Source organism: Bradyrhizobium genosp. SA-3 (genome assembly GCF_004212635.1).
Taxonomy (GTDB): domain Bacteria; phylum Pseudomonadota; class Alphaproteobacteria; order Rhizobiales; family Xanthobacteraceae; genus Bradyrhizobium.
On record NZ_PSRT01000005.1, the window covers coordinates 48,629 to 74,080 of the forward strand.

General features: G+C 57.2%; 19 protein-coding genes. 13 read left to right on the forward strand and 6 right to left on the reverse strand.

All coding sequences use genetic code 11. From position 1 onward, the window contains the following. Positions 1-36: 36 nt before the first annotated feature. Positions 37-615: a dTDP-4-dehydrorhamnose 3,5-epimerase gene (gene rfbC, locus CWO91_RS02580; protein ID WP_130212110.1), complete on the reverse strand. Its 579-nt coding sequence runs from the start codon at positions 613-615 to the stop codon at positions 37-39. A 238-nt stretch (positions 616-853) separates the two neighbouring features. On the opposite strand from rfbC, the gene CWO91_RS02585 reads away from it, so the two are divergent. The 6 genes from CWO91_RS02585 (at position 854) to CWO91_RS02610 (ending at position 7,407) form a co-directional block, all read left to right on the forward strand. Then, positions 854-1,651 (forward strand): sugar phosphate nucleotidyltransferase, encoded by a 798-nt coding sequence (locus tag CWO91_RS02585; protein ID WP_130212111.1) that lies wholly within the window; start codon positions 854-856, stop codon positions 1,649-1,651. Then, complete coding sequence (locus tag CWO91_RS02590) at positions 1,648-2,304, forward strand: PIG-L deacetylase family protein (protein ID WP_130212112.1); 657 nt, start codon at positions 1,648-1,650, stop codon at positions 2,302-2,304. The genes CWO91_RS02585 and CWO91_RS02590 overlap by 4 nt, the downstream gene beginning before the upstream one ends. A gap of 144 nt (positions 2,305-2,448) precedes the next feature. Continuing rightward, the gene (locus CWO91_RS02595; protein WP_130212113.1) at positions 2,449-3,915 is read left to right on the forward strand and encodes a lipopolysaccharide biosynthesis protein; all 1,467 of its coding nucleotides are present in this window, start codon (positions 2,449-2,451) and stop codon (positions 3,913-3,915) included. A gap of 75 nt (positions 3,916-3,990) precedes the next feature. Next, positions 3,991-5,169 carry a hypothetical protein gene (locus CWO91_RS02600; RefSeq protein WP_245471097.1) on the forward strand — a complete coding sequence of 393 codons (1,179 nt, stop codon included), beginning with the start codon at positions 3,991-3,993 and terminating at the stop codon, positions 5,167-5,169. Next, positions 5,159-6,184: a glycosyltransferase family 2 protein gene (locus tag CWO91_RS02605; RefSeq protein WP_283810921.1), complete on the forward strand. Its 1,026-nt coding sequence runs from the start codon at positions 5,159-5,161 to the stop codon at positions 6,182-6,184. Before CWO91_RS02600 ends, CWO91_RS02605 begins: the two co-directional genes overlap by 11 nt. Before the next feature lie 230 nt (positions 6,185-6,414). Further along, on the forward strand, positions 6,415-7,407 hold the full coding sequence (locus tag CWO91_RS02610) for a glycosyltransferase family 2 protein (RefSeq protein ID WP_130212115.1): 993 nt from the start codon (positions 6,415-6,417) through the stop codon (positions 7,405-7,407). Between the two features lie 56 nt (positions 7,408-7,463). On the opposite strand, the gene asnB is transcribed toward CWO91_RS02610, so the two are convergent. From asnB to CWO91_RS44945, 3 genes are read right to left on the reverse strand one after another with little or no spacing between them, the layout of a single operon-like run. After that, positions 7,464-9,368: an asparagine synthase (glutamine-hydrolyzing) gene (gene asnB, locus CWO91_RS02615; protein ID WP_130212116.1), complete on the reverse strand. Its 1,905-nt coding sequence runs from the start codon at positions 9,366-9,368 to the stop codon at positions 7,464-7,466. A gap of 55 nt (positions 9,369-9,423) precedes the next feature. Continuing rightward, positions 9,424-10,077 carry an SGNH/GDSL hydrolase family protein gene (locus CWO91_RS02620; RefSeq protein ID WP_165405188.1) on the reverse strand — a complete coding sequence of 218 codons (654 nt, stop codon included), beginning with the start codon at positions 10,075-10,077 and terminating at the stop codon, positions 9,424-9,426. A gap of 24 nt (positions 10,078-10,101) precedes the next feature. Further along, entirely contained in the window at positions 10,102-10,623 is a 522-nt protein-coding gene (locus CWO91_RS44945) for an acyltransferase (RefSeq protein WP_283810922.1), read from the reverse strand. 256 nt (positions 10,624-10,879) lie between these two features. Between CWO91_RS44945 and CWO91_RS02630 the strand changes: the two genes are divergently transcribed. From CWO91_RS02630 to CWO91_RS02640, 3 genes are all read left to right on the forward strand, one after another. After that, a complete protein-coding gene (locus tag CWO91_RS02630; RefSeq protein ID WP_245471098.1) occupies positions 10,880-11,377 on the forward strand; it encodes a UDP-N-acetylglucosamine--LPS N-acetylglucosamine transferase in 498 nt (165 codons plus the stop codon). Beyond that, positions 11,374-11,865: a glycosyltransferase gene (locus CWO91_RS02635; RefSeq protein ID WP_130212118.1), complete on the forward strand. Its 492-nt coding sequence runs from the start codon at positions 11,374-11,376 to the stop codon at positions 11,863-11,865. The genes CWO91_RS02630 and CWO91_RS02635 overlap by 4 nt, the downstream gene beginning before the upstream one ends. A 76-nt stretch (positions 11,866-11,941) precedes the next feature. Next, positions 11,942-13,270: an O-antigen ligase family protein gene (locus CWO91_RS02640; RefSeq protein WP_130212119.1), complete on the forward strand. Its 1,329-nt coding sequence runs from the start codon at positions 11,942-11,944 to the stop codon at positions 13,268-13,270. A gap of 90 nt (positions 13,271-13,360) precedes the next feature. Here the strand turns inward: CWO91_RS02640 and CWO91_RS02645 are convergent, their stop codons facing one another. Together CWO91_RS02645 and CWO91_RS02650 are read right to left on the reverse strand one after the other, a co-directional pair. Continuing rightward, the gene (locus CWO91_RS02645) at positions 13,361-14,527 is read right to left on the reverse strand and encodes a glycosyltransferase family 4 protein (protein ID WP_165405189.1); all 1,167 of its coding nucleotides are present in this window, start codon (positions 14,525-14,527) and stop codon (positions 13,361-13,363) included. 95 nt (positions 14,528-14,622) lie between these two features. After that, positions 14,623-15,567, reverse strand: coding sequence for a glycosyltransferase (locus CWO91_RS02650; protein WP_130212121.1), 945 nt, complete (start codon positions 15,565-15,567; stop codon positions 14,623-14,625). Positions 15,568-15,750: 183 nt separating this feature from the next. On the opposite strand from CWO91_RS02650, the gene CWO91_RS02655 reads away from it, so the two are divergent. The 4 genes from CWO91_RS02655 to CWO91_RS02670 all read left to right on the forward strand — a co-directional run bounded on the left by CWO91_RS02655 (position 15,751) and on the right by CWO91_RS02670 (position 25,342). Next, on the forward strand, positions 15,751-17,397 hold the full coding sequence (locus CWO91_RS02655; RefSeq protein ID WP_130212122.1) for a right-handed parallel beta-helix repeat-containing protein: 1,647 nt from the start codon (positions 15,751-15,753) through the stop codon (positions 17,395-17,397). A gap of 1,045 nt (positions 17,398-18,442) precedes the next feature. Continuing rightward, positions 18,443-21,331 (forward strand): Ig-like domain-containing protein, encoded by a 2,889-nt coding sequence (locus CWO91_RS02660; RefSeq protein WP_130212123.1) that lies wholly within the window; start codon positions 18,443-18,445, stop codon positions 21,329-21,331. A gap of 766 nt (positions 21,332-22,097) precedes the next feature. Beyond that, the gene (locus CWO91_RS02665; RefSeq protein ID WP_130212124.1) at positions 22,098-24,032 is read left to right on the forward strand and encodes a type I secretion system permease/ATPase; all 1,935 of its coding nucleotides are present in this window, start codon (positions 22,098-22,100) and stop codon (positions 24,030-24,032) included. Next, positions 24,029-25,342 (forward strand): HlyD family type I secretion periplasmic adaptor subunit, encoded by a 1,314-nt coding sequence (locus CWO91_RS02670; protein WP_130212125.1) that lies wholly within the window; start codon positions 24,029-24,031, stop codon positions 25,340-25,342. Before CWO91_RS02665 ends, CWO91_RS02670 begins: the two co-directional genes overlap by 4 nt. The last annotated feature ends 110 nt before the right edge of the window (positions 25,343-25,452 follow it).

Genomic DNA, 25,452 nt, shown 5'->3' on the forward strand with positions numbered 1-25,452 from the left:
GATCGGTAAGGGCCTGCGTGCGACGTGCTTTCGGCGTCAACCTTCGACGCCGGCGAGTTCCATCCGCCCTTTCAGTTCGGATTCGACCTCGTTGAGTAAGCGAAATTTCTGATCCTTCTCCGAGATCACGGAAACCGGAAGCGGCCAGGTCAGTCCAAGCTTAGGATCATTGTACATCAGCCCGCTCTCCGCCTCGGGCGTATAGAATTCTCCCACCTGGTAGCTGGTATCGGTGTTGTCGACGAGAGTCTGATATCCGTGAGCAAAACGTTCCGGCACATAGAGCGCTCGCTGGTTGGTTTCGTTCAGTTCGACGGCGACATGCTGCAGGTAGGTCGGGCTTCCGGGACGCAGGTCGACTATGATGTCCAGGATGGCGCCACGCGTACAACGAACCAGTTTCGTCTCCGATGCCGGCGGAAACTGAAAGTGCATGCCGCGCAGGGTTCCCCGCCGGACATTTGACGCGATATTCGCCTGCGCGATGACCGGATTGAGCCCGAGGGTCCTAAACTCTCTCTGGCAAAAGGCTCTCGCAAAAAAGCCGCGCGAATCCTCGCGGCGTTCAATATCGATAATGTAGGCTCCTTTAAGCTTGGTTTCGGTTATAATCACTCCACTTCCTCCTTAATTGCCCGGCCGGCATTAAAATGCATCGAAATGTCAACGATGATAATGCTTAAGAGCAAAATTTCAAAATAGTTTTCAAAAAATATTGATTAATTGGTGTCGCCATATAAAATGCGACTATTCAATTTGCGAGATTTATGTATTTAAATCGAGACTTGTATGAGCCGCTTTTGGCGATCTGTAGCGACCGAAGCGGTTGGCAGAAACATGGGAAGCGCTGGCCATGAAAGTTGTGCTGTTCTGTGGGGGGCTCGGGACCCGCATCCGAGAATATTCTGAAAGCATTCCGAAGCCCATGGTGCCCGTCGGCCAACACCCGATGCTGTGGCATGTTATGCAATACTATAGTCAGTATGGTCATCGCGATTTTATACTGTGCCTGGGCTACAAGGCCAATGTGATCAAGGAGTACTTCCTCAACTCGGATCGCTGGGCTCACAGCGATTGCGTTGTTTCCAACTTCGGCAGGAAGGTTGAGGTCATCGGCGAGCAGCCGCCGGATTGGCAGGTTTCGCTAGTTGACACCGGCATTTGGCGAAACATCGGTCAGCGCTTGATGGCGGTGCGCTCCCTCGTTGAGAACGAGGACATCTTTCTCGCAAACTACAGTGATGGCCTGACCGACGCGCCGTTGCCCGAAATAGTAGAGCGGTTCAAGAAGAGTGGAATGGTCGGATGTTTCGTTGCCGTGCATCCTCCGTTCAATTTTCACCTTGCTGAATTCAATGGTGGAGACACCGTCAAGCGTTTCCGCTCCAGTCAGCAGTCCGAGATCTGGATCAACGGGGGCTACTTCATCTTCCGGAAGGAGATCTTCGACTACATCCGTGAGGGCGAGGAGCTTGTGCTCGAACCATTCAATCGCCTGATCGAGGCCGGAAAGCTCATGGCCTACAAGTACGAAGGTTTCTGGCGCGCGATGGATACGCTGCGGGACCGGCAGGTTCTTGAGGAGATGATTGAGCGGGGCGAAATGCCCTGGAAGATCATCTCGGAAGTGCGGGCGCAGGCAGCTTCATGAAGGCATTTCAACTTGCCGCGCCCGGAGGGCGTCTCTCGATCCTCTGTCTCGGTGCGCACTCGGATGACATCGAAATAGGTGCGGGTGCGACGATCCTCGGCTTGTTGAACCGCGGAGCGCATGTCGATGTGCACTGGTGCGTGCTGAGTGCGCCCGGTGGAAGGGAGCGGGAGGCGCGCGAATCTGCGAAGAGCTTCCTGGTTCAAGCAGCCAGTGCGGTGATTGAAACGATGCCGTTTCGCGACGGATTCTTTCCGGAGCAGGGCGAGCGGATCAAGTCCTGGTTCGAGGAACTGAAGAGTCGGGCTAATCCCGATCTGATCCTGACGCATCGGAGGGACGACCTTCACCAAGATCATCGTGAAGTGTGTCGACTGACATGGAATACGTTTCGCGATCACAGCATCCTCGAATACGAGATCCCGAAATGGGATGGAGATCTGGGCAATCCCAATGTCTATGTGCCGGTCTCGGCGAGGACGCTGCAGCGCAAGATCGATCTACTGAAGGCGCATTTCGCAAGCCAACGATCCAAGCAATGGTTCGACGAGGAGACGTTCCGCGGTTTGGCGCGTCTCCGGGGCATGGAGTGCCGCGCTCCGGAACGCTACGCGGAGGCATTCGTCGCCCGCAAGGTGGCCCTCGAACTGTAGTGCGTCGGAAAGCATCGCATGTCAGATCCTGCGTGTGTCTTTAGCGAAAGTGAAGGGGTCGGTACTTTGCGGACCAGACTGAGACATGAGAATGAGCATTGCGGGCCTAATCCCGTTTGATTTCGTTACCGTTGGGTTTTTGCTGTGAACGACTTGAAAGAGCGGGCGGTTCGTGGCGGCTTGGCGCGGCTCTGTGGTCAGGCTGCAAGCTTCCCTCTGCGCCTTGCTTCGATAGCAATTTTGGCGCGCCTGCTCAGCCCCAATGATTTTGGTCTGCTCGCCATGGTTACAGCTGTCACGGGCGTGTACGGATTTTTTACCACCGCGGGCCTTTCGTCAGCCACGGTTCAGCAAGACACCATCACCGACGCTCAAATCTCGACATTGTTCTGGATCAACATAGCCGTCGGAGCGACATTGTTCCTTTTGTGCTTGGCAACAGCACCCATGCTCGTTGCATTTTATCACGAGCCTCGCCTTTTTTGGGTGACGATCGTGACAGGAGCGGGATTTCTATTCAACGCGGCCGGCGTGCAGCACTATGCGCTTCTTCAGCGCCAGCTACGATACGTCACGCTAACAGTTATTGAAACGCTCTCACAAGTGTCGGCGATCGCCGTTGGAATCGCCATGGCGATTGCCGGCTTCGGTTATTGGTCGCTCGTCGCTATGGCACTCGTTTCGCCTGTGATGAATACATCGTGTCTGTGGTTGACGACCGCATGGATCCCGGAACGGCCGGGCATCAGCGCTGGTACGGGCAATATGCTGCGTTTCGGCGGGACCATAACTTTGAACGGTCTGGTCGTATATATTGCCTACAATTTCGAGAAAGTTCTTCTCGGGCGTTTCTGGGGCACCGATGCTCTCGGGCTGTATGGGAGGGCATACACCCTCGTTACCATCCCCACCGACAATCTCAATGCGGCGGTCGGTGCTGTCGTGTTCTCAGCGCTATCGCGCCTTCAACAGGATCCCGCGCGTCTGAAGAAATACTTTCTCAAGGCCTATTCTTTGTACGCCTCCTTGACGATTCCCATCACCATCTTTTGTGCGCTATTCAGCGAAGACATTGTTCGAGTGTTTCTCGGACCGAAGTGGGGTGAAGCAGCCGTCATATTTCGACTGCTAAGCCCAACTGTCCTCATATTTGGGATGATAAATCCGCTTGGGTGGCTTCTGTTCTCAATTGGACTGCAGCGGCGAAGCTTGGCGATCGCACTCGTTCTCGCTCCGATCGTCATTTCTGCGTACTTCATTGGATTGCCGTACGGTCCCGGCGGAGTGGCGTTCGCTTATTCGGCCGCGATGACGCTGTGGCTTATTCCGCACATCGTGTGGTGCCTTCATGGCACGATGATATCTCCGTGGGATCTTTTCATGTCGGTCGGACGTCCGCTTCTCTCGGGCGCTGCGGCAGGGGCGGCCGCGTGGGTTTGTCAATTGTACCTTGCGGGGGAGGAACTTCCCTTCCTGAGGCTCCTATTGGGCGGTTGTATTATGGCCGGTACTTATTACTCAGTGCTCCTGATCATCATGGGGCAGAGAGCACTATACTTTGATTTATTCGCCGCCTTGAGAAAACCGGCCTCAATCGAAGGTAGGTCGTAGGAGCTGTCCTCATTTAGGCGAAGAGACCTACCGAGTAGCAGTGAATCCTGGTCTTCATATCGGGGGATTAGTCGAATGACGAGTTTGAGCGCGGGCGATTGGGTAGAAGTTCGCAGCAAGGAAGAAATACTGCGGACTTTGGACAAAAATGGCCGGCTTGATGAGATGCCGTTTATGCCGCAAATGTTTGAGTATTGTGGTCGGCGCTTCAAAGTCTATAAGCGCGCGCACAAAACGTGCGACACAGTCAACCCAATCGCTGGGCGGCGACTTCCGAACTCGGTTCATCTCGATACTCGATGTGACGGTAAGGCCTATGGGGGCTGCCAGGCGGCGTGCCTCTTGTTTTGGAAGGAGGCGTGGTTGAAGCCGGTCGACGAATCGGCGAGCCCAGTGACCACTTCGGACCACATCGAACCTCCTACATTGCAAACACATACTGGGGGAGCCGGTTGTTCCGTGCGAGATGTATGGAACGGAACGCGCGCCGCAGATATGGAAGGGGAGCCAAGATACACTTGCCAGGCGACGCAATTGCCCCTCTTCACGCGGCCGCTCGCATGGTGGGACGCCCGCCAGTATGTCGAGGACTACACGTCCGGCAACACTTCATTAGGGCGCATCACGCGCGGATTCATCTATCTCTTCGTCTGGCACATTCTATTAGCCAAGCGAGGCACGGGGACATCTAACATGGCCAAGAGAGGGATATTGGGCCGGCCAGCCCGACTGCTTTACGACTGGTTCCAGGGTCTTTGGGGTGGTGTCCCCTTCCCCCGGCGGCAAGGGACTCTCCCTGCCGGCCAAATCGGTCCGCTCTGCGACCTTAACCTGCAGCCCGGCGAGATAGTTAGAATGAAATCGTATGAAGAAATACGCGCGACGTTGGTGAGTCATTCAAATACCAATCGCGGACTATCATTCGATGCCGAGCTCGTACCGTTTTGCGGAGGAACTTACCGTGTAAAGGCTCGCGTGACGACGTTCATAGACGAGAAAACTGGACTTATGAAGTCTCTGAAGACACCTGCCTTGATCTTAGAGAACGTCTGGTGCCAATCACGTTACAGCAACTGTCGAATGTTTTGTCCGAGAAGCATTTATGCTTGGTGTCGTGAGATTTGGCTCGAGCGTATTCCGAACAGCAACAGTGACCTCCATAAAACGGTTGCCGGCGTGGGCGTCGCCACGCTTGAGCACATTGCTGACGCGGAGACGCGGACAGTGCGCGAGGGCGAATCCTATGTTCGATAGCACTGGCCTGAGTAGGCCGTTCATAACGATTGCGATCCCAACCTACAATCGAGCGATGCTGCTCAAGGAGTGTTTGCGATCCGCCCTGGCGCAGACTTATCCGCATTTTGAGGTGCTAGTTCTGGACAACGCGTCGACAGATGACACGTCTAAAGTGCTTAGAGGTATTCAGGACAAAAAGCTTCGCGTCGTAACTCAGGAAAAGAACGTTGGTCTAATTCCGAACTGGAATTCGTGCCTGGCCGAGGCCCGCGGCGACTATGTCGTATTTGTTTCGGACGATGATCAAATTGCACCACATTTTCTACAGCGATGTGTTGCCCTCATCAATCTGGAGGCAGATCTCCCGATCGTCGTCGCGTTGAGCGACATCTTCATGTCTCAGTTGCACCGCAATGTTGCGGCGATTCCAAACTCGAAACTGCGAACGGGAATCTGGCCCGGGAAGCATATCCTCGTCGAGTTCTTTAAGCGGCGGATACACACCAACATATGCACAATCTTGCTTGCCACTCGAGAATTTCGGGCGCGGGGCGGATTTTCCAGCGAGTTTGCTTGCGCAACGGACATGGCTGCTTCGCTTCCCCTTCTGCTGTCGGACAGAGCCGGTTTTGTCAATGAAACATGCGGATTCCATAGCGTGCACGACACAAGCGCGACTTCAGGTTTGGACCTCGACATACGGCTTGCCGACGACCAAAAGGTCGTCGATCTGATCGCTAGGACGGTCGAGTGCTCGAAGTTCAATCCGGAGGAACGAAAACTGCTTGTCTTGGAAGGCAGGCGCTGGGCAGCCCGCAACGTCATATTCGCAATTGCAGAAATTCGGCGGCGGGGCGCCCCCTTGGCGACCGCCATGCACGAGATCTGGCAATGGCATGTACACCTTTATTGTCTTGGCTTCGGAGATATCTTGCGCCTGGCTAGACCGCTCGCCATTATCGCTCTACCGCGCCAGGTTACGGCATCTGTAGCGCGCGTGAAGAACGCCATGATCGGAAGGCGGCTCGGTTGAAACTAGAGTTTCCCGTACCTAAGCTACTCGATGACGGGTCAAGGGGTGGTCGTATCGTATGGCCGCCGGGATCGCTTCAGAGGTATCTCCGGCACGGCTCTTGAGGGGCACGACGTTCGTTGTTGTTAAATTTGCCAGGGGCCTATGGTTGACCAGCGACGGCTGTATGAACGCTGTGTTCACTTGGTCCCTTAGCTTGAGAAAGACTACATCTCTGCCGGAGCTCACATATGGACGACCTGAGCATTATTGTCGTAACGCACAACACGCGCGAGATGACCATTGAATGCATTAGGTCCATATTGGAGCAGACGACTCACGTGCAATATGAATTGATCGTGTTCGACAGCGCGTCCACTGACGGCTCCTCCGAAGCGATCCGAGCGCAATTTCCGACTGTCAGGGTCATCACTTCCCTACAGAATGTCGGTTTTGGGAAAGCCAACAATATCGCTGCGAAGAGTGCAATGGGACGCCGGCTATTGCTCATCAATCCCGATACAGTAGTGCTGGATCACGCCATCGATCGTCTGAACGAATTTGCCGTCAACGCTCCGGAAGCTCGCATTTGGGGAGGGCGCACTGTCTTTGCCGACGGATCCTTAAATCCGGCATCATGCTGGAAGGATGCGTCTGTATGGAGCGTCTTCTGCTGGGCCATGGGATTGAACACAATTAAGAGTAGCATGTTCTTCAATCCGGAATCCTATCCGCGTTGGAAACGGGATTCAGTGCGGCCGGTCGACATAGTCTCAGGCTGCTTCTTCCTGATTGATCGAGCTCTTTGGCAAACGCTTGACGGATTCGATCCGGTATTCTTCATGTACGCGGAGGAGGCGGATTTGTGCCTGAGAGCACGGAAACTTGGGGCGCGCCCAAGGATAACACCGACAGCGACAATCGTGCATTACGGGGGCGCTTCATACCCTCAGAAGAGTGAGTTTCGAATTCAAATGCTGGCCGGTCGCGTGACGCTGATGGACCGACATTGGTCCTTGCTTTCCCGAATGATCGGGAGAAAGTTGTATCTGCTGATGCCCCTAACACGATGGCTGGCATATGCTGGGGCCGCAGCCATCTTGAGAAAGGCGAACTATCGTCAGAATGCGAGTGAGTGGTACAAGGTGTGGGGAAACCGCTGGCGCTGGGCGAGTGGCTGGACGGAGGGAGCGGTAACCGCTGCCTGCGCGGCAAATTCCGAGACCGGAAGGCACGTGGGCTGAACGGGTTGGTGGCAAATCCCGGATGCTCGCAATCGGCTCGCTGACCAGAGGCGCGATCAAGCGGCTTTGGTCCGAATATCTCTTATGCCTGTTGGCTTGAAGGTTCGCAGGAACAGCTCCAGGTTCACCAAAGACCAAAGGACTTTCTCGTTGTTTGCGCGCCCCTCAAGGTGAGTATTCATGAGCTCACTTATGACCGCGCTGTTACAGATGCGACTGATTTGCGAGGCATTGCTTGTCAGCATGTCGCGGAGGAAGTCCCGATAGGGGCCGCGGAACCACTCATCGACTGGTATGCGGAAACCAACCTTCTTACGAAGAAGGATGTCTTTGGGTATCGTCTTATCCATGGCGGCTCGCAAGATGAGCTTGCCTTTGATGTTGCCAACCAGGAAGCTGTCGGGAAAGCGTGAGACCAGCGCCGCCAGCTTGGTGTCCATATACGGCATTCGGCCTTCGATGGATCCCGCCATCATCATCCGATCTCCGCGTTCCAGCAGATTGTCCGGTAGCCAGGACGTCTGATCAAAAAAGAGCGTACGGCGGACAGGGGACCCGGTCCTTATTGAGAATGGATACGGTTCGCGCGGCTCCGGCGATATTAGCTGGCCAAGCAGGGCATTCCGATCTTCGGTCGTGACGCCGCCAAACCACACTCTCATTCGATTGGCCAGATCTCGCTCGCCGGCAGCCATCCCAACGATCTTCGCTCTTCGCATCGTGTAGGGCAGGGCTCGCACGGCGGGTCCTATCACACTATCATGCAGGGTTGACGGCATGATGCGGTGATACAACTCGATCCAACGCTCAGCGCGATGTTTTGGGTAGCCGCCCATTAGCTCGTCGGAGCCCTCACCTGTCAGCACCATCTTCACTGTACGAGAGGCCAGCTTCGACAAGATAAGGATGGGGATGTCTGCAGGTTCAGAGACAGGTGCGCCTCTCCGCACCACGGCCGTAGGCCATTGCTCCATGAACATATCTGGTTCAACCACGACTTCATGGTGATCAGTATCGAAGCGCTGAGCGATCATCTGTGCGAAGCCGAGCTCGGAGTATTTTGACTCACGGAAGCCAACGGAAAAAGTACGTACCTTGTCGGAGGCCTGGCGAGCCATGATGCTGACGATGGCCGATGAGTCCAAGCCGCCTGACAGGAACGCGCCGAAGGGTGCATCGCTGCGCATTCGAATTCGCACGGATTCATTTAGCGTCTCTCTGAACATTTCGACCGCATCGTCGAAATCCGTGACGTCGGGAGTCGTTGTTGCAAATGGCGGGACGTAATAGCGTGTCACCGAGAATCGTCCATCCTGCCACAACGCGTAACAACCGGCCGACAGCTTCTTCACGCCTTGAAACAAAGTGGAGGGACCGGGAACATAGCGATTCAGGAGGTAGTCCTGGAAAGCATCGTGATCCAAACTTCGATCGATTCCGGGAAATTGCATAATCGGCTCGATCTCGGAGCTGAAGATCCAAGCGCCAAGCATCTCAGAAATGAAGAGGGGTTTTTTTCCGAACTGGTCCCGGCCGACAAGCAAGCGTTGCTCATTCATGTCCCAAAGCAGGAACGCGAACATACCGCGGAAACGAGCAACCGCCCCCGGACCCCACGCCCTATACGCCTCAATCATCACTTCCGTATCAGAGGACGTCCGGAATTGATGTCCAAGATCAGCAAGCTCCTTGCGGAGCTCGATGAAGTTGTAGATCTCACCATTGAAGACGATTACGATCTTCTGATCAGCGCTCCACATCGGCTGAGTGCCGCCCTGTATGTCAATGATCGAGAGGCGCCGGTGACCAAGTCCTACCTGATGCCGCATGTTGGCGCTGTCGCCAAGCCAATATCCGGAGCCATCAGGGCCGCGATGTGCCATCAAATCCGTTATCGATACGAGCGTGTTGTAATCCTGTCGTCGAGATCCGGCCAACACCCATCCGAAAATTCCACACATCAGTGCACCCTATTCTGCGAGTCTAGGCACGAAGTTAAGATTTTCCGATCCGCCGCTACTCATTCATCATCGTCGCGACACATTCAGTACCGCCAATCGCACCAGCAATCGCGGGCACCAAAATGCGACAAGCCGATTCTGGTATCGGATGCAAACCGTCTGGAATGCGCTCTCTGAGCTCTTGCTTCGTGAGAGTGTTCCATGCACCAAAATTGTCTATGTATCCTGTGCCCAATTCATCGGCGAGGAGCTTGTAGTCATCGTAGTAGGCGTTTAGCCGGGGTCGAATGCCGCCGCGCAGGCCAGAAGAGGGGTTCATTGTCATGAGAAAAATCTTGACGTGAGGCTGGGCGGTTCTGATGGTCCGCACAATTTGTCTGACGTTCTCTCGGCTTTGTTTGAGTGACATTCCGTTGAACAGCGCTGCATCGTTTACAGCGAACTCAATTAAGACGATGTCCGGCTGCGCAAGAATGAGTTCATCCAGAATCGCAACTCCCCATCCAGACGTTGCGCCGTCGCGACCAAAGTCGAGAACGTTGACCGACCGCTCGAGGCATTTGGCCAACTGCCTCTCAAGCGAGGTGAGCCAGCCGCCACTATGAGTGAGACTGGTTCCGAGTGCCGCCACCTTCATGGGCTTCTGTTCGGCGCTGGCCTCAGCCAAGCCGCCGCAATCGGTAGCGAGGCAGCATGCAAGAAATGTCATAACGAGCTGCGAGGACCTCATTGGTTAGCGGACCGGCGCCAGTTCAGTCTGAGCCGCCGTCTCCGCAGCCTTGGCCTTTGTGTAAATGTCTTCGCGAATGCCCCATTTGCCCGTACGAATTCCAGAATGAATTATTCTTGCTGGATTTCCCGCGACAACGGAGTGCGAAGGGACATCGGTGGTCACCACCGAGCCGCTACCGACGACACACTCGTCTCCGATTCGAACGCCCGGCAGAATGATCGAGTAAGCGCCAATAAAGCAGTTCTTGCCGATATAGGTGTCAGTCATGACCAAGCGGGACATGTCGTGTGTGAGGACGACGGCATGGAAAGCGACATAGGTCCCAGCATCGATGTGTACACCACTCGGATTCGTCAGGTCCAAGTTGGCCCGCAGGGATATCTTGACGGTCGGGTGGATATCCATCTTGACGATCTTGCGCAGGAACCATAGGCGCAAGCCAACCAGTTTTTCCCGCATGCCCAATGCGCCAGCGAGCACCAAGGCGCGCTTCTTTCGAGGGGCTTCAATTGTCAGATGCATAGTTCCTCCTAAGCGGACAAACGGGCGCATAACGTCCACCACGGCCGAGTTGTGGGGGCTGCGCTCGGGCTGCAAGAGCCCCAGCAAATTCACCGATGACACTATCTCTGCCTTTCGCGCATTCCGCCACGGTTAAATAATTAAATATTTAATTTGACCGGTGGCGTGATTTAATATATATTATTTGAATTAAGGCCGCAGTAGATTTTTAGGTGTGCCCAGAAATTCCGAATTCGTGGATCGAGGGAGCCTGTCCATGAGCTTGATGTTGCAACACCGCCGAATGCACGCCCCGGGGCGTGGCTATCGACCGAAGTTGTTGGCGGTCGCCTCGGGCGGAGGACACTGGGTGCAGCTGTTGCGCATCAGAGATGCCTTCGAAGGTTGCGAGGTTATTTTCGTCACCGTTCACGAGTCCTATCGTGCGCAAGTGCCCGGTCACAAATTCTACGTGGTCAACGATGCGAACCGCTGGACGAAGTTCAAGCTTCTAAAGACTGCGAAAAGCCTCACCAGCATCATTTTGCATGAGAGGCCCGATATCGTTGTGTCTACGGGGGCTGCGCCGGGATACTTGGCGCTTCGGCTCGGACGAATGATGGGCGCGCGAACCGTCTGGCTCGATAGCATCGCCAATGTCGAACACCTTTCAATGTCCGGATTTAGAATCGGCCACTCCGCCGACCTCTGGTTGACTCAGTGGCCCCATTTGGCGCGACCGGAAGGTCCACATTACGAAGGCTCGGTGCTATGATCTTTGTGACGGTAGGGACCCAAGGACAATTTGACCGTTTGGTCCGGACGGTCGATCAATGGGCTGGTTTGCGTGGAAGGGCGGATGTCTTCGCCCAGACCGGTCCATCAAGCTATCACGCCGAACATATTCATGCCGAACCGTTTATTGATCCTACTGAGTTCAGGCGACGCGTAGAGGCGGCAAGCCTTGTGGTGGGGCATGCCGGGATGGGCTCGATCATCACGGCTCTCGAATTGGGAAAGAAGATTCTGGTCATGCCTCGCCGCGCGGATTTGGGTGAGCACCGGAATGACCATCAGGTCGCAACCGCAAAGCGCTTCGCTGAACAAGGTCGGATCATGGTCGCTCTCAACGAAAGAGAGTTGGTTGATAGTTTGGATCGTCTCGGAATCGTTGGCGCGGCTGAGCGGCTGGGCGCACAGGCATCACCGCACCTCATCGACACGATCCGGACATTTATCGGAACGGAACAGCCTCACCCTTGAGGACGAGGTAGGCAGAATCCGCGAAGTGCAACTACGAAATCGTTGATGGTCCATCTTCACGCCAGGGGCATAGTTCATGGCAATAGGCGTGGCCGCCCCAATCAGGCGCCCGGCAAACCTCAGTCGCATCTACGGTCGGAGCATATCGAGGGATACTCTCGATGACGCTGAACGACAGCGTGCGTTCACCATATGGTTCGCCCTGATTGGGATCCTTTTTCCGCCAATCCTGATTTCGCTTGGAGACATCAATGTTACGCCGGGCCGTGTCGCCGTAATCCTGCTCTTGATTCCTGCGCTTGTAGTGTTGTTCTCGCGTGGCCGACACAGAATTGCATCGGATTATTTTGCAATTGCTGCCGCGATTTGGATGGTTGCATCGACAGCCTTTAACAACGGATTCAGGCCTTATGTCGGCGCGGAAGCGCTCGAATTCATCGGTGCCTATATGGTCGGTCGCGCCCTCGTTTTCGGCCCGTCGAATTTTCAAACGTTCGTCCGGGCGCTCAGACCGATCACGGTCACGATCATTGTGCTTGCGGTAGTTGACGTCCTGGTCGGTCGCTATGTCACACTGGATAGCTTCGGCGTGCCAAACTTTGTGGCCGGGCGTTTCGGATGGGTGCGCGCATCCTCGGTGTTTGAGGGAGCAGAACACTATGGAACATTCTGTGTCGCTGCCGCCGCGATTTTTCTCTATGCGGAACGGGGCATCAGTCGTTTCGTGTATGTCAGTCTCTGTTATTTCGGATGTGCCTTGTCGCTGTCATCAGGACCTATGTTTGGCTTGGCGATAGTCACGGCCGTGTCTTGCTACGACCGCATCATGAAGGGGTACGTTTGGAGATGGAAGGTTCTGATCACCGTGATTGCCCTCTTCTTGGGAGGCATATTCCTGATTTCCAATCATCCCATCGCATGGATATTGACGCACTTTACGCTGGATTCCCAAACAGGATTCTTTCGGCTAGGCACCTGGAACTTTGCGCTGCCCTTGATTGATCAATCTCCCTTTGTCGGGCACGGTGTCGTGTCCCTCGGCGAGCCAGGAGATGCGCTGATCTACCTCAGGAGCGTGGATTCCCTTTGGCTGCTTGAGGCACTCCGGTACGGTCTGCCGGCAGTGATCCTGTTGCTGATGACGATGTTCTCGCCACTGCTGAAAGGGGCACCCGCCATCGGCACGGGCCATCCGCAAACGGGGCTCACCTTAGCTATCGTAGCAACCGCCCTCATTGGGCTGACGGTCCATTTTTGGGATGCAACATGGCTATTCTTGAATCTGTGCGTCGGAATCAGGGCCTCCTTGGCTGAGTACCAGTCGAGAGACATTTGGCGAGCAGAACTCGCAGATCACGCTCAGGGCTTCAATTTTCCAATGGGCCGACAGCTGCACCTGACCTGAGCGCTTGTTCAGCGCCTTGAAAGGAGCTCGCGACGCGCGGCTGCCAGCGACGTGAAGCGCGCCTCGTTCAAAGCGTCGGCCAGAATCTGGTTAAATCGCGTGTTCTCGTTTCCAGCGCCCTCGGCCACTTGGCCATCTTCCCGCTCGCCAACCGGTTGTTTCGCAGGGACGCGCGGTATCGCCAATCATATCAAAGAAGGCGGCCTCCAACAGATCAGTTGCGTCGTCCCAAGTGTAGCGGTTGGCCGTCCTGAGTGCGGCGTCCGACATACCTCGCCATTTCGCCTCAGTTAGCCTCAATACCTCTCCTAACCGCTCAGAAAGCTCCGAAGGGTTTTCGACCTCGGCTAGAAAACCGTTAATGCCGTCCTCCACAATGTCCGGCGCTCCACCCATGCGTGTTGATACGACAGGACATCTGCATGCCATGGCCTCGAGCATCGGAAGGTGAAATCCTTCGCGCCGGCTGCCGCACAGCCACACATCGCACTGACCATAGAGTAGCCGAAGCTCACTCTGGGCCGGAAGATAATGAAACTCCGCCCAGGCCGGCAAAGGGAGTCGCGCCGAAACCGGTTCCGCTCCGAACGCCACCACGCGCAGATCGCCCATCTGCTTTTTGACTTTCTCGAGCGCAGCCAAGCTCACATCGACTCCTCGCAGATGTAGAGTCGAATAAAGCATCCCCACCGTCGGCCTGTCGCGCTTACCCCGTGGCGATGCATGGAATTGTCCAGTATCAACGCTATTGGGAATCAGGTGCACGTTCAAATCGTCAAACCGATCCCGCGCGAGATCCACCAACCATTTCGATACCGCGATCTTATGCAAGGGTAGTCGCCAAGCCGCATCGATCGACCGCTCCCAATGGCCCGGCGAAGTTTCGTATCCCTGCAGCAGAATTGCTTTTGCCCCTTTCCGGGGCGACAGTGCCGCCACCCATGGCGCGGTTTTCCAGTACGTGGCCAATACCACGTCAGCATCCGGCACATCATCATCCACTACCGGCCTCGCTGACTCGAGCACGCGGTGTGGCACCGCACAATCGTCGAAAAAGGAAGATTCGCGCCCCGGTTCCGTCGGCCATCCCGTGCCGCGCGCCAGCGACTTCATCTTCCCTAAGAGGGATCTCTTTGTTCGCGGTTGTGAGAGGACCGTTACCTCATGTCCGCGCCGGTTCAGCCGTTCAGCGTAGATCGAAAGCACCCGAATGCCGCCGGAAAGGCCCGCATGGGGCAGCACGAACGTCACGCGCATAGAGTTCTCCACATCTAAGCCAGAAAGTGCCGATGGAAATGTCCTGGAGACACGCCCAAGGGAAGGTGGACAGAGATCATGAGCATCCCAGAGCTCTATTCTTTGCCGGCGCCTACCGGGGTGCTGCGATTCCAGACAATTCCCCGGTCGGTCGATCGCAGAAGAGTGAGCATCCTCCATGCTCGATAGGAGCGAATAACAACAAGTGTTCCCGAAGCCCCAAGCCGAGCTGAAAGCCCATCAATTCGGTCGGATCTTAGAACCTGAGCTATGTCAACGATGGGCGAGCCGAAAACCGCAGCCGCACGGGCGACCCAAAGAAGTTTCCAGTGCCTCCTCCCGCGAGCTGCAGAAAGCGTGTGTTGAATCAGGCGGTCCCATTGAATGCACAACTGACCAAGCGACGGGCGCGCCGGATGAAACACGATCATTTGCGGAATGTATTTAAATGCGAAGCCGCAAGCGCGGGCCCGGGCTCCCCAATCCTTGTCTTCGGCTAAGGCAATGCCCGCAAACGGGCCTACTTTGTGGAAATCCTCGGCGCGTACAGCGAGATTGCCGCTGCCGGAAAAGCCGTAATACTCCACGTGCAATTTTTGACGATATCCGAAGATGCTTTCGAATGCTTCTACCGCCCCCCATCTTTGCGGATCTTTACGCCAAATCTGCACGTCTCCGCCTAGAATACTGTTCGGCGGGAGGGCATTGAGGGCGTTTAGGGCTGCAGAAAGCCACTCTGGGTGAGCTCGGCAATCGGCGTCGATAAAGCAATAAATCTTGCCGGCGGCGTGTCTTACACCGAGGTTTCGAGCCGGACCAGGTCCGGGCTCCAATTCGTACAACAGGCGAACATCCCGATACCGGGCAACGATTGCTTCAGGCCTACAGGTTGAGCCGTTGTCAACGACGATGACCTCGAAGAGCGAGCGATCCAACGTCTGCGCCTGCAGGGAGGCAAGGCATGCGGCAAGGCCCTCCGGTTGATCCAGGTGCGGCACAATGACTGAAATCGAAGGTTTGGGCGGCTGTGTTGGGGTCATTTGTGGCGAATGTCTGCTAATAGTTGAACTGAGATCGGGTGATTAAAGCCGGAATTCGCGGAGATCTTAGACCCGGCTTCGCCGGACCAATTAGTGGATATTAATTATATAATTTCGCGCCTTTGCATTAAATGGGATTATATTGATATATATGAAATACGCAATGGGAGCGTGCCGGACGGCATGTTCGAGCATGTTTCTTCCGCCATGCCGGCACCCGTCCCAGATTGCGATGCTCAGGCGTCCGATGTCGAAACTGCAGTGCGGGTGGCCTGTCGGGGGCTGCGGGTGCCCAGCGCCAGCGTCCATCAGCCGCCCCTGCGTAGGGGGGTAATCACCATGCCGGAATATAGCCGTCGCTTCATTGCGATTGCCGTGATGTGGGTGTCACTCGTCTCGTTGAGTCTTGCAGAAGTTGCGAAAGCGCCGCGTCTCGCGAAACCGCTCCGCGGTGCGGTCGTGAGTCCTAGTGATGGGGCCGCCAACGCACCTGCCAACACGCCGCAACTTCCAACGTTATTGGACGGCTACGCGGCCCGACCGGCCTGGAGTGTGGCGGGCGTCGACTACGCTGTCGGATATTCAAGTGAGACGACCCTCAGCAATCCGTCGACCATGTCCATGGCCGGTGTATCGGTCGACCAGGTCAATCACATCATTAATGTCACCGGAAGCAACGTCACGCTCAGTGGCTATGACTTCTCGCTTGATGGCGGCTGGGGAGCATCTGTCAATGGCGGATCGAACATCACGATCCAGAACAGCAAGTTTGTGGTCGGTCGCAATGGCCACACGCCAATTTACGTCAGCCAGGACGCCAGCAATGTAACCATCCGGAATAACTTGATTGATGGCGCGGGCTCTTCGGCGCAGATCCTGGTTGGCGTGAATGGTACGGGCACCACGACCATCCAATACAACATGATCCAAAATGCGTGGGGCCAGAACCTCGTCATGAGCTCAGATGTCGGCGGCGAGACTTGGATCGTCCAGTATAACGTGATCAAGGACGCCGGATTGGGCTTCAGCCAGGGAGCGCATGGAGACTGGATCCAGACCTATAATCTCCCGGGCAAGAATACCGCCGACCTTGAAGTGAATTTCAACACGTTCGTGCAGACGGCGCCCATCTCTGCCGGTCGTACACAGGGCATAAGCGCCTTCTCGGCGAACAACGGTTCTGACGCGGGTGGCGTGCAGACCGAGTCGTTCAATAACAACACGTTCATTGCCAGGAATGGTGCCTACGTCAACTACGGTATCATCCTGGACACCACGCGACTGATTGGATCTGCCACCATTCGAAACAATAGCTTCGATACGACAAATATCGGCAGCGCCAATGGCGGCGGCGGCGGTTGGCAATATGTCGGCAACTACAACGGTGCCAACGGCGGTCCATACCGTGGGGTGGTTACTCAGTCGAACAACGTCAATATGACGACGGGATCATATTTCAACCAGCGCGGTACCTCGATCAGAGAGGTGGTTGCCTCCCGACCGGGCAGGAGCGCCGGAACCGGTAGCACAGTTAATCTGACGCTCGAGTTCAGTGCGCCAGTCAAGGTGACGGTCTCAGATAAAGCTCCGACTCTCACCCTCAGCGATGGCGGCGTCGCGACCTATACAGGCGGATCCGGCGCCAGCGGTCTGATCTTTAGCTACACGGTTGCCTCCGGCCAGAACGCGCCATTGTTGGCGACGGCGATCAACCTCAATGGCGCAACCGTGAAGAATAGCGTCGGCCAGGTGGTCGACTTGGCGCTCGCTGGGATTCCTCAGACTGGCCCACAGATTACTTCGTCGGGCACCGATCAAATCCGGCCCTAAATCCATCGCGCTGAGCCAGGCGCAAGCTGTGTGCAGCTTTCCTGCGAGAGGCAGGAGCGCGCGAGCGTTGCATAGGCTATCGGATCTACCCGAACGGCGTTGCATTTTTCCGACACAACGAAGGCCGGCGGGCGCGCGATCCAATCGCCTTCACGTTCGAGTAGAACGAGAACCAGTGTTCCTGATGCGTATGTGGAGCGCGCAGAAGGGCGCGCGCGCACACATCCGTTGAATGTGAAAAGGGGAGCGCGCGAGCGTCATGGCCAGCTAGATCAACGCAGCCCCAATCGTGGATCAAGGGTGAACTCTGGGCTGCACGACCTCGATCGTCCACGGTTCGGCCGGCTGCACCGGACCGCTCCGTCGGCCACCATGCGAACGAATGCATGCATTCCGGAATCGCGGTCGCCAATCAAGTGATCGGCAGCGCACCGCGCTTGGTCCACGGAATGATGATCCGTCCCGCCGCGCCGAATCGGCAAGACGATTGCCGCCGGATTGAGACGATGCCGCGACTAGCACGAACCGCGCGCAAATGGCGATGCTGACCAATCCGATAATGGCGGGTTCGATGTTGATGCATCGCGGCCGATTTTCGGACGTGGCACGTTGATGTTCGTTCTCCAAACGCGGCGGCCACAGCCGTTGGTGCAATTCGATAATAATCGGCTCCGGTAATTGGTTCGGACTCGTGCGATTAAGGGCATAACGTGGGCTCGCAGTATTATCTAGCAAGGAATAATAATCGTTGAGCGCGCATTTGAAAAAAGAAGATGGCGCGTCTCTTCGATTATCGCTTTGGTTATTTAATCCTGTGGACACGATCAGCATTTGTGGCAATCGCAGTGGCAACTTTGGCGATGCGCAGCTTAAATTACCTTAGCGGAGCCCCGATGTTGTCCTAAAAAAGTCCCCGGTGATCGACCATCGAAGCAAGCCTTCGTGCGGCACGTGATTTCGCGTTTGGGGTGGATCCTGCATATGACGTTGAGCGCGTGCGTGAAGAACAAACTGTCTCAAAACAGCTAAACTGGAGAAAAGCCTGATGGCTCTGAACGACGGTCTGGCCACTGCGCCGACTAATACACCGCAACTGCCAACGCTATTGGATGGCTACGCAGCCCGACCGACCTGGAGTGTGGCGGGCGTCGACTACGCTGTCGGATATTCAAGTGGGACGACCCTCAGCAACCCGTCGACCATTTCCATGGCTGGTGTGTCGGTCGACCAGGCCAATCACATCATCAATGTCAGTGGAAGCAACGTCACGCTCAATGGCTATGACTTCTCGCTCGACGGCGGCTGGGGTGTATCCGTCAATGGCGGATCGAACATCACGATCGAGAACAGCAAGTTTGTCGTCGGTAGCAATGGCAACACGCCAATCTACGTCAGCCAGAACGCCAGCAATGTAACCATCCAGAATAACCTGATTGATGGCGCGGGCTCGAGCTCGCAGATGTTGATTGCTGCGGACGGTGCGGGCACCACCACGATCCAATACAACATGATCCAAAATGCGTGGGGCCAGAACCTCGTCATGAGCTCCGATGTCGGCGGCGAGACTTGGATCGTCCAGTACAACGTGATCAAGGACGCCGGGTTGGGCTATGAGCAGGGAGCGCATGGAGACTGGATCCAGACCTATAATCTCCCTGGCAAGAATACCGCCGACTTCGAAGTGAATTTCAACACGTTCGTGCAGACGGCCCCTATCTCGGACGGCCGCACGCAGGGCATAAGCGCCTTTTCGGCGAATAGCGGTTCTGACGCCGGCGGCGTGCAGCATGAATCGTTCAACAACAACACGTTCATTGCCAAGAACGATGCCTACGTCAACTACGGCATCATTCTGGATACGTCGCGGCTGATTGGAACTGCCAGCATTCAAAACAACTACTTCGATACGACCAATATCGGCAGCGCCAATGGCGGCGGCGGCGGTTGGGAGTATGTCGGCAACTATAACGGCTCCAGCGGCGGTCCATACAATGGGACGGTCACGCAGTCGAACAACGTCAATATGACGGCCGGAACCTACTTCGACCAGAGTGGGACACCTCCAACGGGCACATCGACACCGACAACGAGCGCCCCGGCTGCGCCCACTGCCCCGGCTGCGCCCACTATTGCCTCATACTCCACCGACAGCGGCGTCGCCGGTGATGGCGTGACGAACGACAACACCGTCGAGCTGAAGGGATCCGCCGCCGCCGGCAGCACGGTGAAAATCTACGACGGTTCGACCCAGATCGGTTCGACGACTGCGACTTCGACTGGCGGTTGGGATTACATTACAAAGGTCCTGACCGACGCCAAGCATACGCTCACCGCGACCGCGACCAACTCGTCGGGCCAGACCAGTGTTGCGTCGGCTGCGGTGGCTGTCACCGTCGACACCAAGGCACCAGCTGCACCGACGATCGCGAGCGACACCGTCAACTCTGCCAATCAGGTGGTGGTGACGGGGACTGCCGAAGCGAACAGCGCGATCAAGGTGTATGACGGAACGACGCAGGTCGGGACGGCGACAACCAACTCGAGCGGCGCGTGGAGCGTCACGACGTCTGCGTTGTCGGCCGGTTCACATGCGCTGACGGCGAAGGCCACTGACGTTGCGGGCAACGTCAGTGCTGCGTCGACGGTTGTGGATCCGGTCATTGGTTCTGGATCGTCGGGCTCCACCGGCTCGGGCACGTCCGGTTCGGGTACCTCGGGTACGGGCACGTCCGGTTCGGGCACCTCGGGTACAGGCACATCCGGTTCAGGTACCTCGGGTACTGGCACCTCCGGCTCGGGCACCACAGCGCCGGCCGCGCCGAAAATAGCCTCTTTCTCGACGGACAGCGGTGTCGCCGGTGATCACATCACCAACGACAAGACGCTGACCGTGGCGGGGACTGCGGCTGCCAACAGTACGGTCAAAGTGTTCGACGGCACGACCCAGCTCGGCACCGCTACAGCGGACGCCAATGGAGCCTGGCACTACACGACTGTCGCATTGCCCGATGGCAAGCATAGCCTCACTGCGACGGACACGGTCTCTGGCGTCACCAGCAAGGCATCGACTGTGCTGGATGTCACGGTGGATGCCGCTGCGCCCGATGCTCCGGTTCTGCTCAGCGATGTGACCAGTCATCATCGTGCGACGGTGACCGGAACGGCCGAGGCGGGCAGCACCATCAAGGTCTACGAGGGGACGACCCTGCTTGGCACGGCGGCGACAGGCGCCGATGGACATTTCAGCGTGACGACCTCCGGCCTCAAAACCGGATCTCACACGTTCGTCGCCTCGGCCACCGACGCAGCCGGTAACACCAGCGCCTTGTCGCAGCCGATCGATCCGCCAATTGGCTCGCACGGCCCCAAGGAGAGCACCTCGACGGTGGACTTCACCAACGTGCGCTCGCACTGGGATCACACCGCGACGATCAAGGGCACTGCCGATCCCAGCAGCCAGATCAAGCTGTTTGACGGCACGACTTCGGTCGGTTCGGTCACGGCGGGTGACAACGGCAAGTGGAGCTTCCACACCTCCGATCTGTCGGGCAAGACCCACGCCTTTACCGCGGAGCAGGTCGATACGACCGGCCACGTGGTCGGGACCAGCTCGGGCGAGGCGATCATCGGCTCGGGCCGCAGCAATACGCTGACCGGCACCACGGGCAATGACATCATGGTCGGCAAACGGGGGGCGGATACCTTCGAGTTTGCGTCCAACTTCGGCCACGACGTCATCAAGGACTTCGCAGCCCGTGGACCTGCTCACGACACGATCGAGTTCAGCAAGGGCGTGTTCGACAGCTTTGCGAGCGTTCTCTCCCACGCGGCCCAGTCAGGCCACGACGTCGTCATCGCGACGGGGAACGACACGCTCACGCTGAAGAACACGCAGCTCGACAAGCTGAACAGCCATGACTTCCATTTCGCGTAGTCACGTGTTCAGCGACAGGGTGTAGCCACCAATCTGCGGTGCAGATCATGGAAGGCGGGGGATGGTCCCCCGCCTTCTTTTTATTCTGGCTGCCTCTATTGATCTGCGCGTGAGCGGCTTCGCGACGTTCGCGGGATGCAGCGCCGACTGTCTGGCTCGGTCCCCATCGCATTAAGACCGCGAGCACGTGGAAATAAATAGAATTAAATCTGGCGTAAGAGTCGGCCTCGTACTCGGATGGGCTCGCCGGGCGTTTAAGCAAACGATTTCTGTGGGCTGAGGCCGTGCCGCAATACAAGCGTATTGAGACTCGCCGTCTGGCATGACATCAGAGAAATTCGCGGCGGTTTTAATGGAGGAAAATCGCGCAATTATTTCAGTGGCGTGAGTTGATGTGCTGGTTAAAAAAACCTCAGCCCGGCCCCCATCTTGTCCCAAAAAAGCCCATGGCGACCGGCACCTGAGGCCAAGCTGATTAACCATGAGGTGGTGGATACAGATCGCCACGACGTCGCGCTCTACGAACGACTTCGTGGTGGAGTATGTGTCGAAGAAGTTGGGAGAGCAGATTAAATGGCGGGATGGCCATCATGTCACGCTGGTACCGGCAGGCGACACACTCAAGTTGGCCAGGCTCGGTGCGCAAAATCGATCTGACTTCTACTTCGCGTAACAGTAGCTCGACGACAGGGAAATCAAACTCAGGACTGCCTTTGTGATCTTCTTGGGGATCGTCACATAAGGCACGTTTTCAAGGGCGGGAGTCATGACAAACTTTGAACGGTGGGGGGTAATCCCCCTGCCAGCCAGCCGTTATCGGATCCAACTTTCGCATTTGACGAGACTTGGGGCCGTCGCACGACAGTGGGCGGAAGATGCCGAACTGCGGACGCAAGGGCCGATCGCCTGGGCAAAGCACCTCGTCGAAATCTTGCGGCGACGACTGTTCTCCAGACTTCCGCGGCCGGGTAGCGACTATGATGAGTCGCAGTCGGAGCTGTCGGCTTTCCTGCGGTCCTGCCGCCGGATATTCTGGGCTCTCGCGGCCTTCAGCGGGATGAGCAATCTCCTCATGCTCACCGGCTCGTTTTTCATGCTGCAGGTCTACGATCGGGTGCTGCCCGGGCGCAGCATACCGACGCTGATCGCCTTGATGGTTCTGGCCACGGTGCTTTACCTGTTTCAGGGCGGGCTCGACCTCGTCAGGAGCAGGATCAGTGCCCGGGTCGGCCGGTATTTCGATGAAAGGCTCGGCGTTCGCATATTCGACGCGCTTGTTCGCCTGCCCTTGAAGACCAGAGCCGATGGCGACGGCTTGCAGCCCGTGCGGGACCTTGATCAGGTCCGCAGCTTCCTGTCGAGCGGAGGGCCGACGGCGCTGTTCGATCTGCCCTGGATGCCGATCTATCTCGGCGTCTGCTTCCTCTTTCACTTCTGGATTGGCGTCACTGCGCTGGCCGGCGCGCTGGTGCTGGTCGGGATTACGATGCTCACGGAAACACGCACGCGAGGTCCGGCAAAGGCGACCTCGCGCCTCGCCGTTTCGCGAACCGCGCTGGCGCTCGAGGGGCGGCGAAACGCCGAAGTTCTGCAGGCCATGGGCATGCGGCAACAGGCGGCCTTGCGTTGGCAGGATGTGAACGCGAAGTATCTCGCGGCCCATGAGCGAGCCAGCGATGTCGCAAACGGACTCGGTGGTGCGTCCAAGCTTTTTCGAGCGATCCTGCAATCGCTGGTTCTTGCCGTTGGCGCAGTCCTCGTCATCAACCAGGAATCGACGGCCGGCATCATCATTGCAGGGTCGATCCTCACCGCGCGGGCGCTGGCGCCCGTCGAAATGGCCATTGCGAATTGGAAAGGATTCGTCGCCGCGCGGCAATCGGGGCAACGGCTCGATCGTCTGCTGAAGCTTCTGCCCTGCGAGGAGGAGCGGCTGGCATTGCCTCCTCCTGCTGAGACTCTCACCGTCGAGCATCTCTATATCGGCGCGCCAAACTCGGAGAGGCCCACCATCAGCGAAGTGTCGTTCCAACTGCGGAGCGGACAGGCCGTTGGAATCATTGGGCCGAGCGGATCCGGCAAATCAACGCTGGCACGTGCGCTGGTGGGGGTATGGCCGAGCATGCGAGGCAGGATCCGGCTCGACAATGCCGCGCTCGATCACTGGTCTTCGGACGCCCTGGGCAAGCACATCGGCTATTTGCCCCAGGATGTCGAATTGTTCGACGGTAGCATTGCAATGAACATCGCACGGTTCGATCCGAAGGCGACGGCCGCCGTTGTTCTGGAGGCCGCGCATGCCGCGGGCGCGCACGATCTCATCCTTTCGCTTCCGGACGGCTACGGCACGAAAATCGGCGAGGGGGGACTGGCGCTGTCCGCCGGGCAGCGGCAGCGCATCGGTCTCGCACGTGCCTTCTACGGCAAACCCTTCCTGGTCGTGCTAGATGAGCCCTCTTCCAATCTCGACGCGGAGGGCGAGGAGGCGCTGACCGAGGCGATCCTGAACGTGCGCCGCCGCGGTGGGATTGTCGTCGTCGTCGCGCATCGTCCAAAGGCGCTTGAAGGTGTGGACCATGTCTTGTGCCTCGGGGAAGGCAGGGTTCAGTCCTTCGGTAAGAGGGAGGAGGTTCTCAAGAAGGTGTTGCGAAATCCGGTGCCTCTTAAGGTCGTCGCGGAAGCTCAAGGAGGCGGCCGATGAGCGGTCAGGTAGCGCCGGCACTGCAATCCATCCAGCGTTACATGATCGTCGGAATGATCATGTTCGCTCTGGTGACCTTTGGGGTCGGCGGCTGGGCGACAACGACTCAATTGTCGGGCGCGGTGATCGCCCAAGGCGTGGTCGTAGTGGATTCGAGTGTCAAGAAGGTTCAGCACGCCACTGGCGGGATCGTGGGAGAGTTGCGCGTGCGGCAAGGCGATCGGGTCAATGCAGGCGACGTTTTGATCCGCCTCGACGAGACTCAGACGCTCGCGAATGCGACCATCGTTACCAACAGCATCGATGAGTTGCTCGCGCGGCAGGCTCGTCTCGAGGCCGAGCGCGATGGCGCCGAGGAGCTTAAGTTTCCCAAGCTGCTGCTCGACCGGGCCAAGGAGAACAACTCCGAGGCGAGCCGAGTAGTCACCGCTGAGCGGAAGCTGTTTGACCTGCGTCGCCAGGCGAGGAGCGGCCAAAAAGCACAGCTGCAGGAGAAGAGCGCGCAGCTGGAGAACGAGATCAAGGGCTATACGGGGCAGACCGAGGCCAAGCAGAAGGAGGTCGATTTTATTCGCCAGGAGCTGGAAGGCGTGCGCAGCCTTTGGCAAAAAAATCTGGTGCCGATCACGCGGCTCAATTCCCTGGAGCGCGATGCTGCCCGCCTCGAAGGCGAGCGCAGTCAGTTGGCTGGCATGATCGCTCAGTCGAAGGGCAAGATCTCCGAAATCGGACTCCAGATCATTCAGGTCGATCAGGACCTGCGGACGGAGGTCGGTAAGGACCTGATCGAAACGCGCTCGAAACTTTCCGAACTGGGCGAGCGCAAGACTGCGGCGGTCGATCAATTGAACCGGGTCGATATCAGGGCACCGCAATCCGGCCGCGTCCATGAACTCAGCGTCCACACGGTTGGGGGAGTGATCTCTCCCGGCGAGCAAATCATGCTGATCGTACCTGACGCGGATTCGCTTGCAATCGAGGTCAAGATCGCACCGCGCGATATCGACCAAGTCTATGTGGGGCAGACCGCGACAATGCGCTTCGCAGCGTTCAACCAGAAGACCACGCCCGAAATCGATGGGGAGGTCAGCGTGGTCTCGGCAGACATTACGCAGGATCAGCGTGCCGGCACGAGTTACTACACGGGGCGCGTCCTGCTGAAGCCCGAAGAGCTGGCGAAACTCGGATCGGCCAAGCTTTTGCCCGGCATGCCGGTGGAGGTCTTCATCAAGACGGCCGGTCGGACCGCGCTATCCTACCTGCTCAAGCCGCTGCACGATCAGGCGGAGCGTGCATTCAAAGAGCGGTAACTCCTCAGCATCGTCGGGAGGAAACTCATCGGCGACAACGCTTCCTCGTCGATGGTGAGATGGTTCGATAGCATTTCTCGTGCGCGAACCGCCTCACCAACGAGTGCACA

Excerpts from the sequence above, each read along its gene's own strand:
- CWO91_RS02585 (WP_130212111.1), top strand. The coding sequence starts at position 854 with ATGAAAGTTGTGCTGTTCTGTGGGGGGCTCGGGACCCGCATCCGAGAA.
- CWO91_RS02590 (WP_130212112.1), top strand. The coding sequence starts at position 1,648 with ATGAAGGCATTTCAACTTGCCGCGCCCGGAGGGCGTCTCTCGATCCTC.
- CWO91_RS02600 (WP_245471097.1), top strand. The coding sequence starts at position 3,991 with ATGACGAGTTTGAGCGCGGGCGATTGGGTAGAAGTTCGCAGCAAGGAA.
- CWO91_RS02605 (WP_283810921.1), top strand. The coding sequence starts at position 5,159 with ATGTTCGATAGCACTGGCCTGAGTAGGCCGTTCATAACGATTGCGATC.
- CWO91_RS02610 (WP_130212115.1), top strand. The coding sequence starts at position 6,415 with ATGGACGACCTGAGCATTATTGTCGTAACGCACAACACGCGCGAGATG.
- asnB (WP_130212116.1), bottom strand. The coding sequence starts at position 9,368 with ATGTGTGGAATTTTCGGATGGGTGTTGGCCGGATCTCGACGACAGGAT.
- CWO91_RS02620 (WP_165405188.1), bottom strand. The coding sequence starts at position 10,077 with ATGACATTTCTTGCATGCTGCCTCGCTACCGATTGCGGCGGCTTGGCT.
- CWO91_RS44945 (WP_283810922.1), bottom strand. The coding sequence starts at position 10,623 with ATGCATCTGACAATTGAAGCCCCTCGAAAGAAGCGCGCCTTGGTGCTC.
- CWO91_RS02630 (WP_245471098.1), top strand. The coding sequence starts at position 10,880 with ATGAGCTTGATGTTGCAACACCGCCGAATGCACGCCCCGGGGCGTGGC.
- CWO91_RS02635 (WP_130212118.1), top strand. The coding sequence starts at position 11,374 with ATGATCTTTGTGACGGTAGGGACCCAAGGACAATTTGACCGTTTGGTC.
- CWO91_RS02640 (WP_130212119.1), top strand. The coding sequence starts at position 11,942 with ATGGCAATAGGCGTGGCCGCCCCAATCAGGCGCCCGGCAAACCTCAGT.
- CWO91_RS02645 (WP_165405189.1), bottom strand. The coding sequence starts at position 14,527 with ATGCGCGTGACGTTCGTGCTGCCCCATGCGGGCCTTTCCGGCGGCATT.
- CWO91_RS02650 (WP_130212121.1), bottom strand. The coding sequence starts at position 15,567 with ATGACCCCAACACAGCCGCCCAAACCTTCGATTTCAGTCATTGTGCCG.
- CWO91_RS02655 (WP_130212122.1), top strand. The coding sequence starts at position 15,751 with ATGTTCGAGCATGTTTCTTCCGCCATGCCGGCACCCGTCCCAGATTGC.
- CWO91_RS02660 (WP_130212123.1), top strand. The coding sequence starts at position 18,443 with ATGGCTCTGAACGACGGTCTGGCCACTGCGCCGACTAATACACCGCAA.
- CWO91_RS02665 (WP_130212124.1), top strand. The coding sequence starts at position 22,098 with ATGACAAACTTTGAACGGTGGGGGGTAATCCCCCTGCCAGCCAGCCGT.
- CWO91_RS02670 (WP_130212125.1), top strand. The coding sequence starts at position 24,029 with ATGAGCGGTCAGGTAGCGCCGGCACTGCAATCCATCCAGCGTTACATG.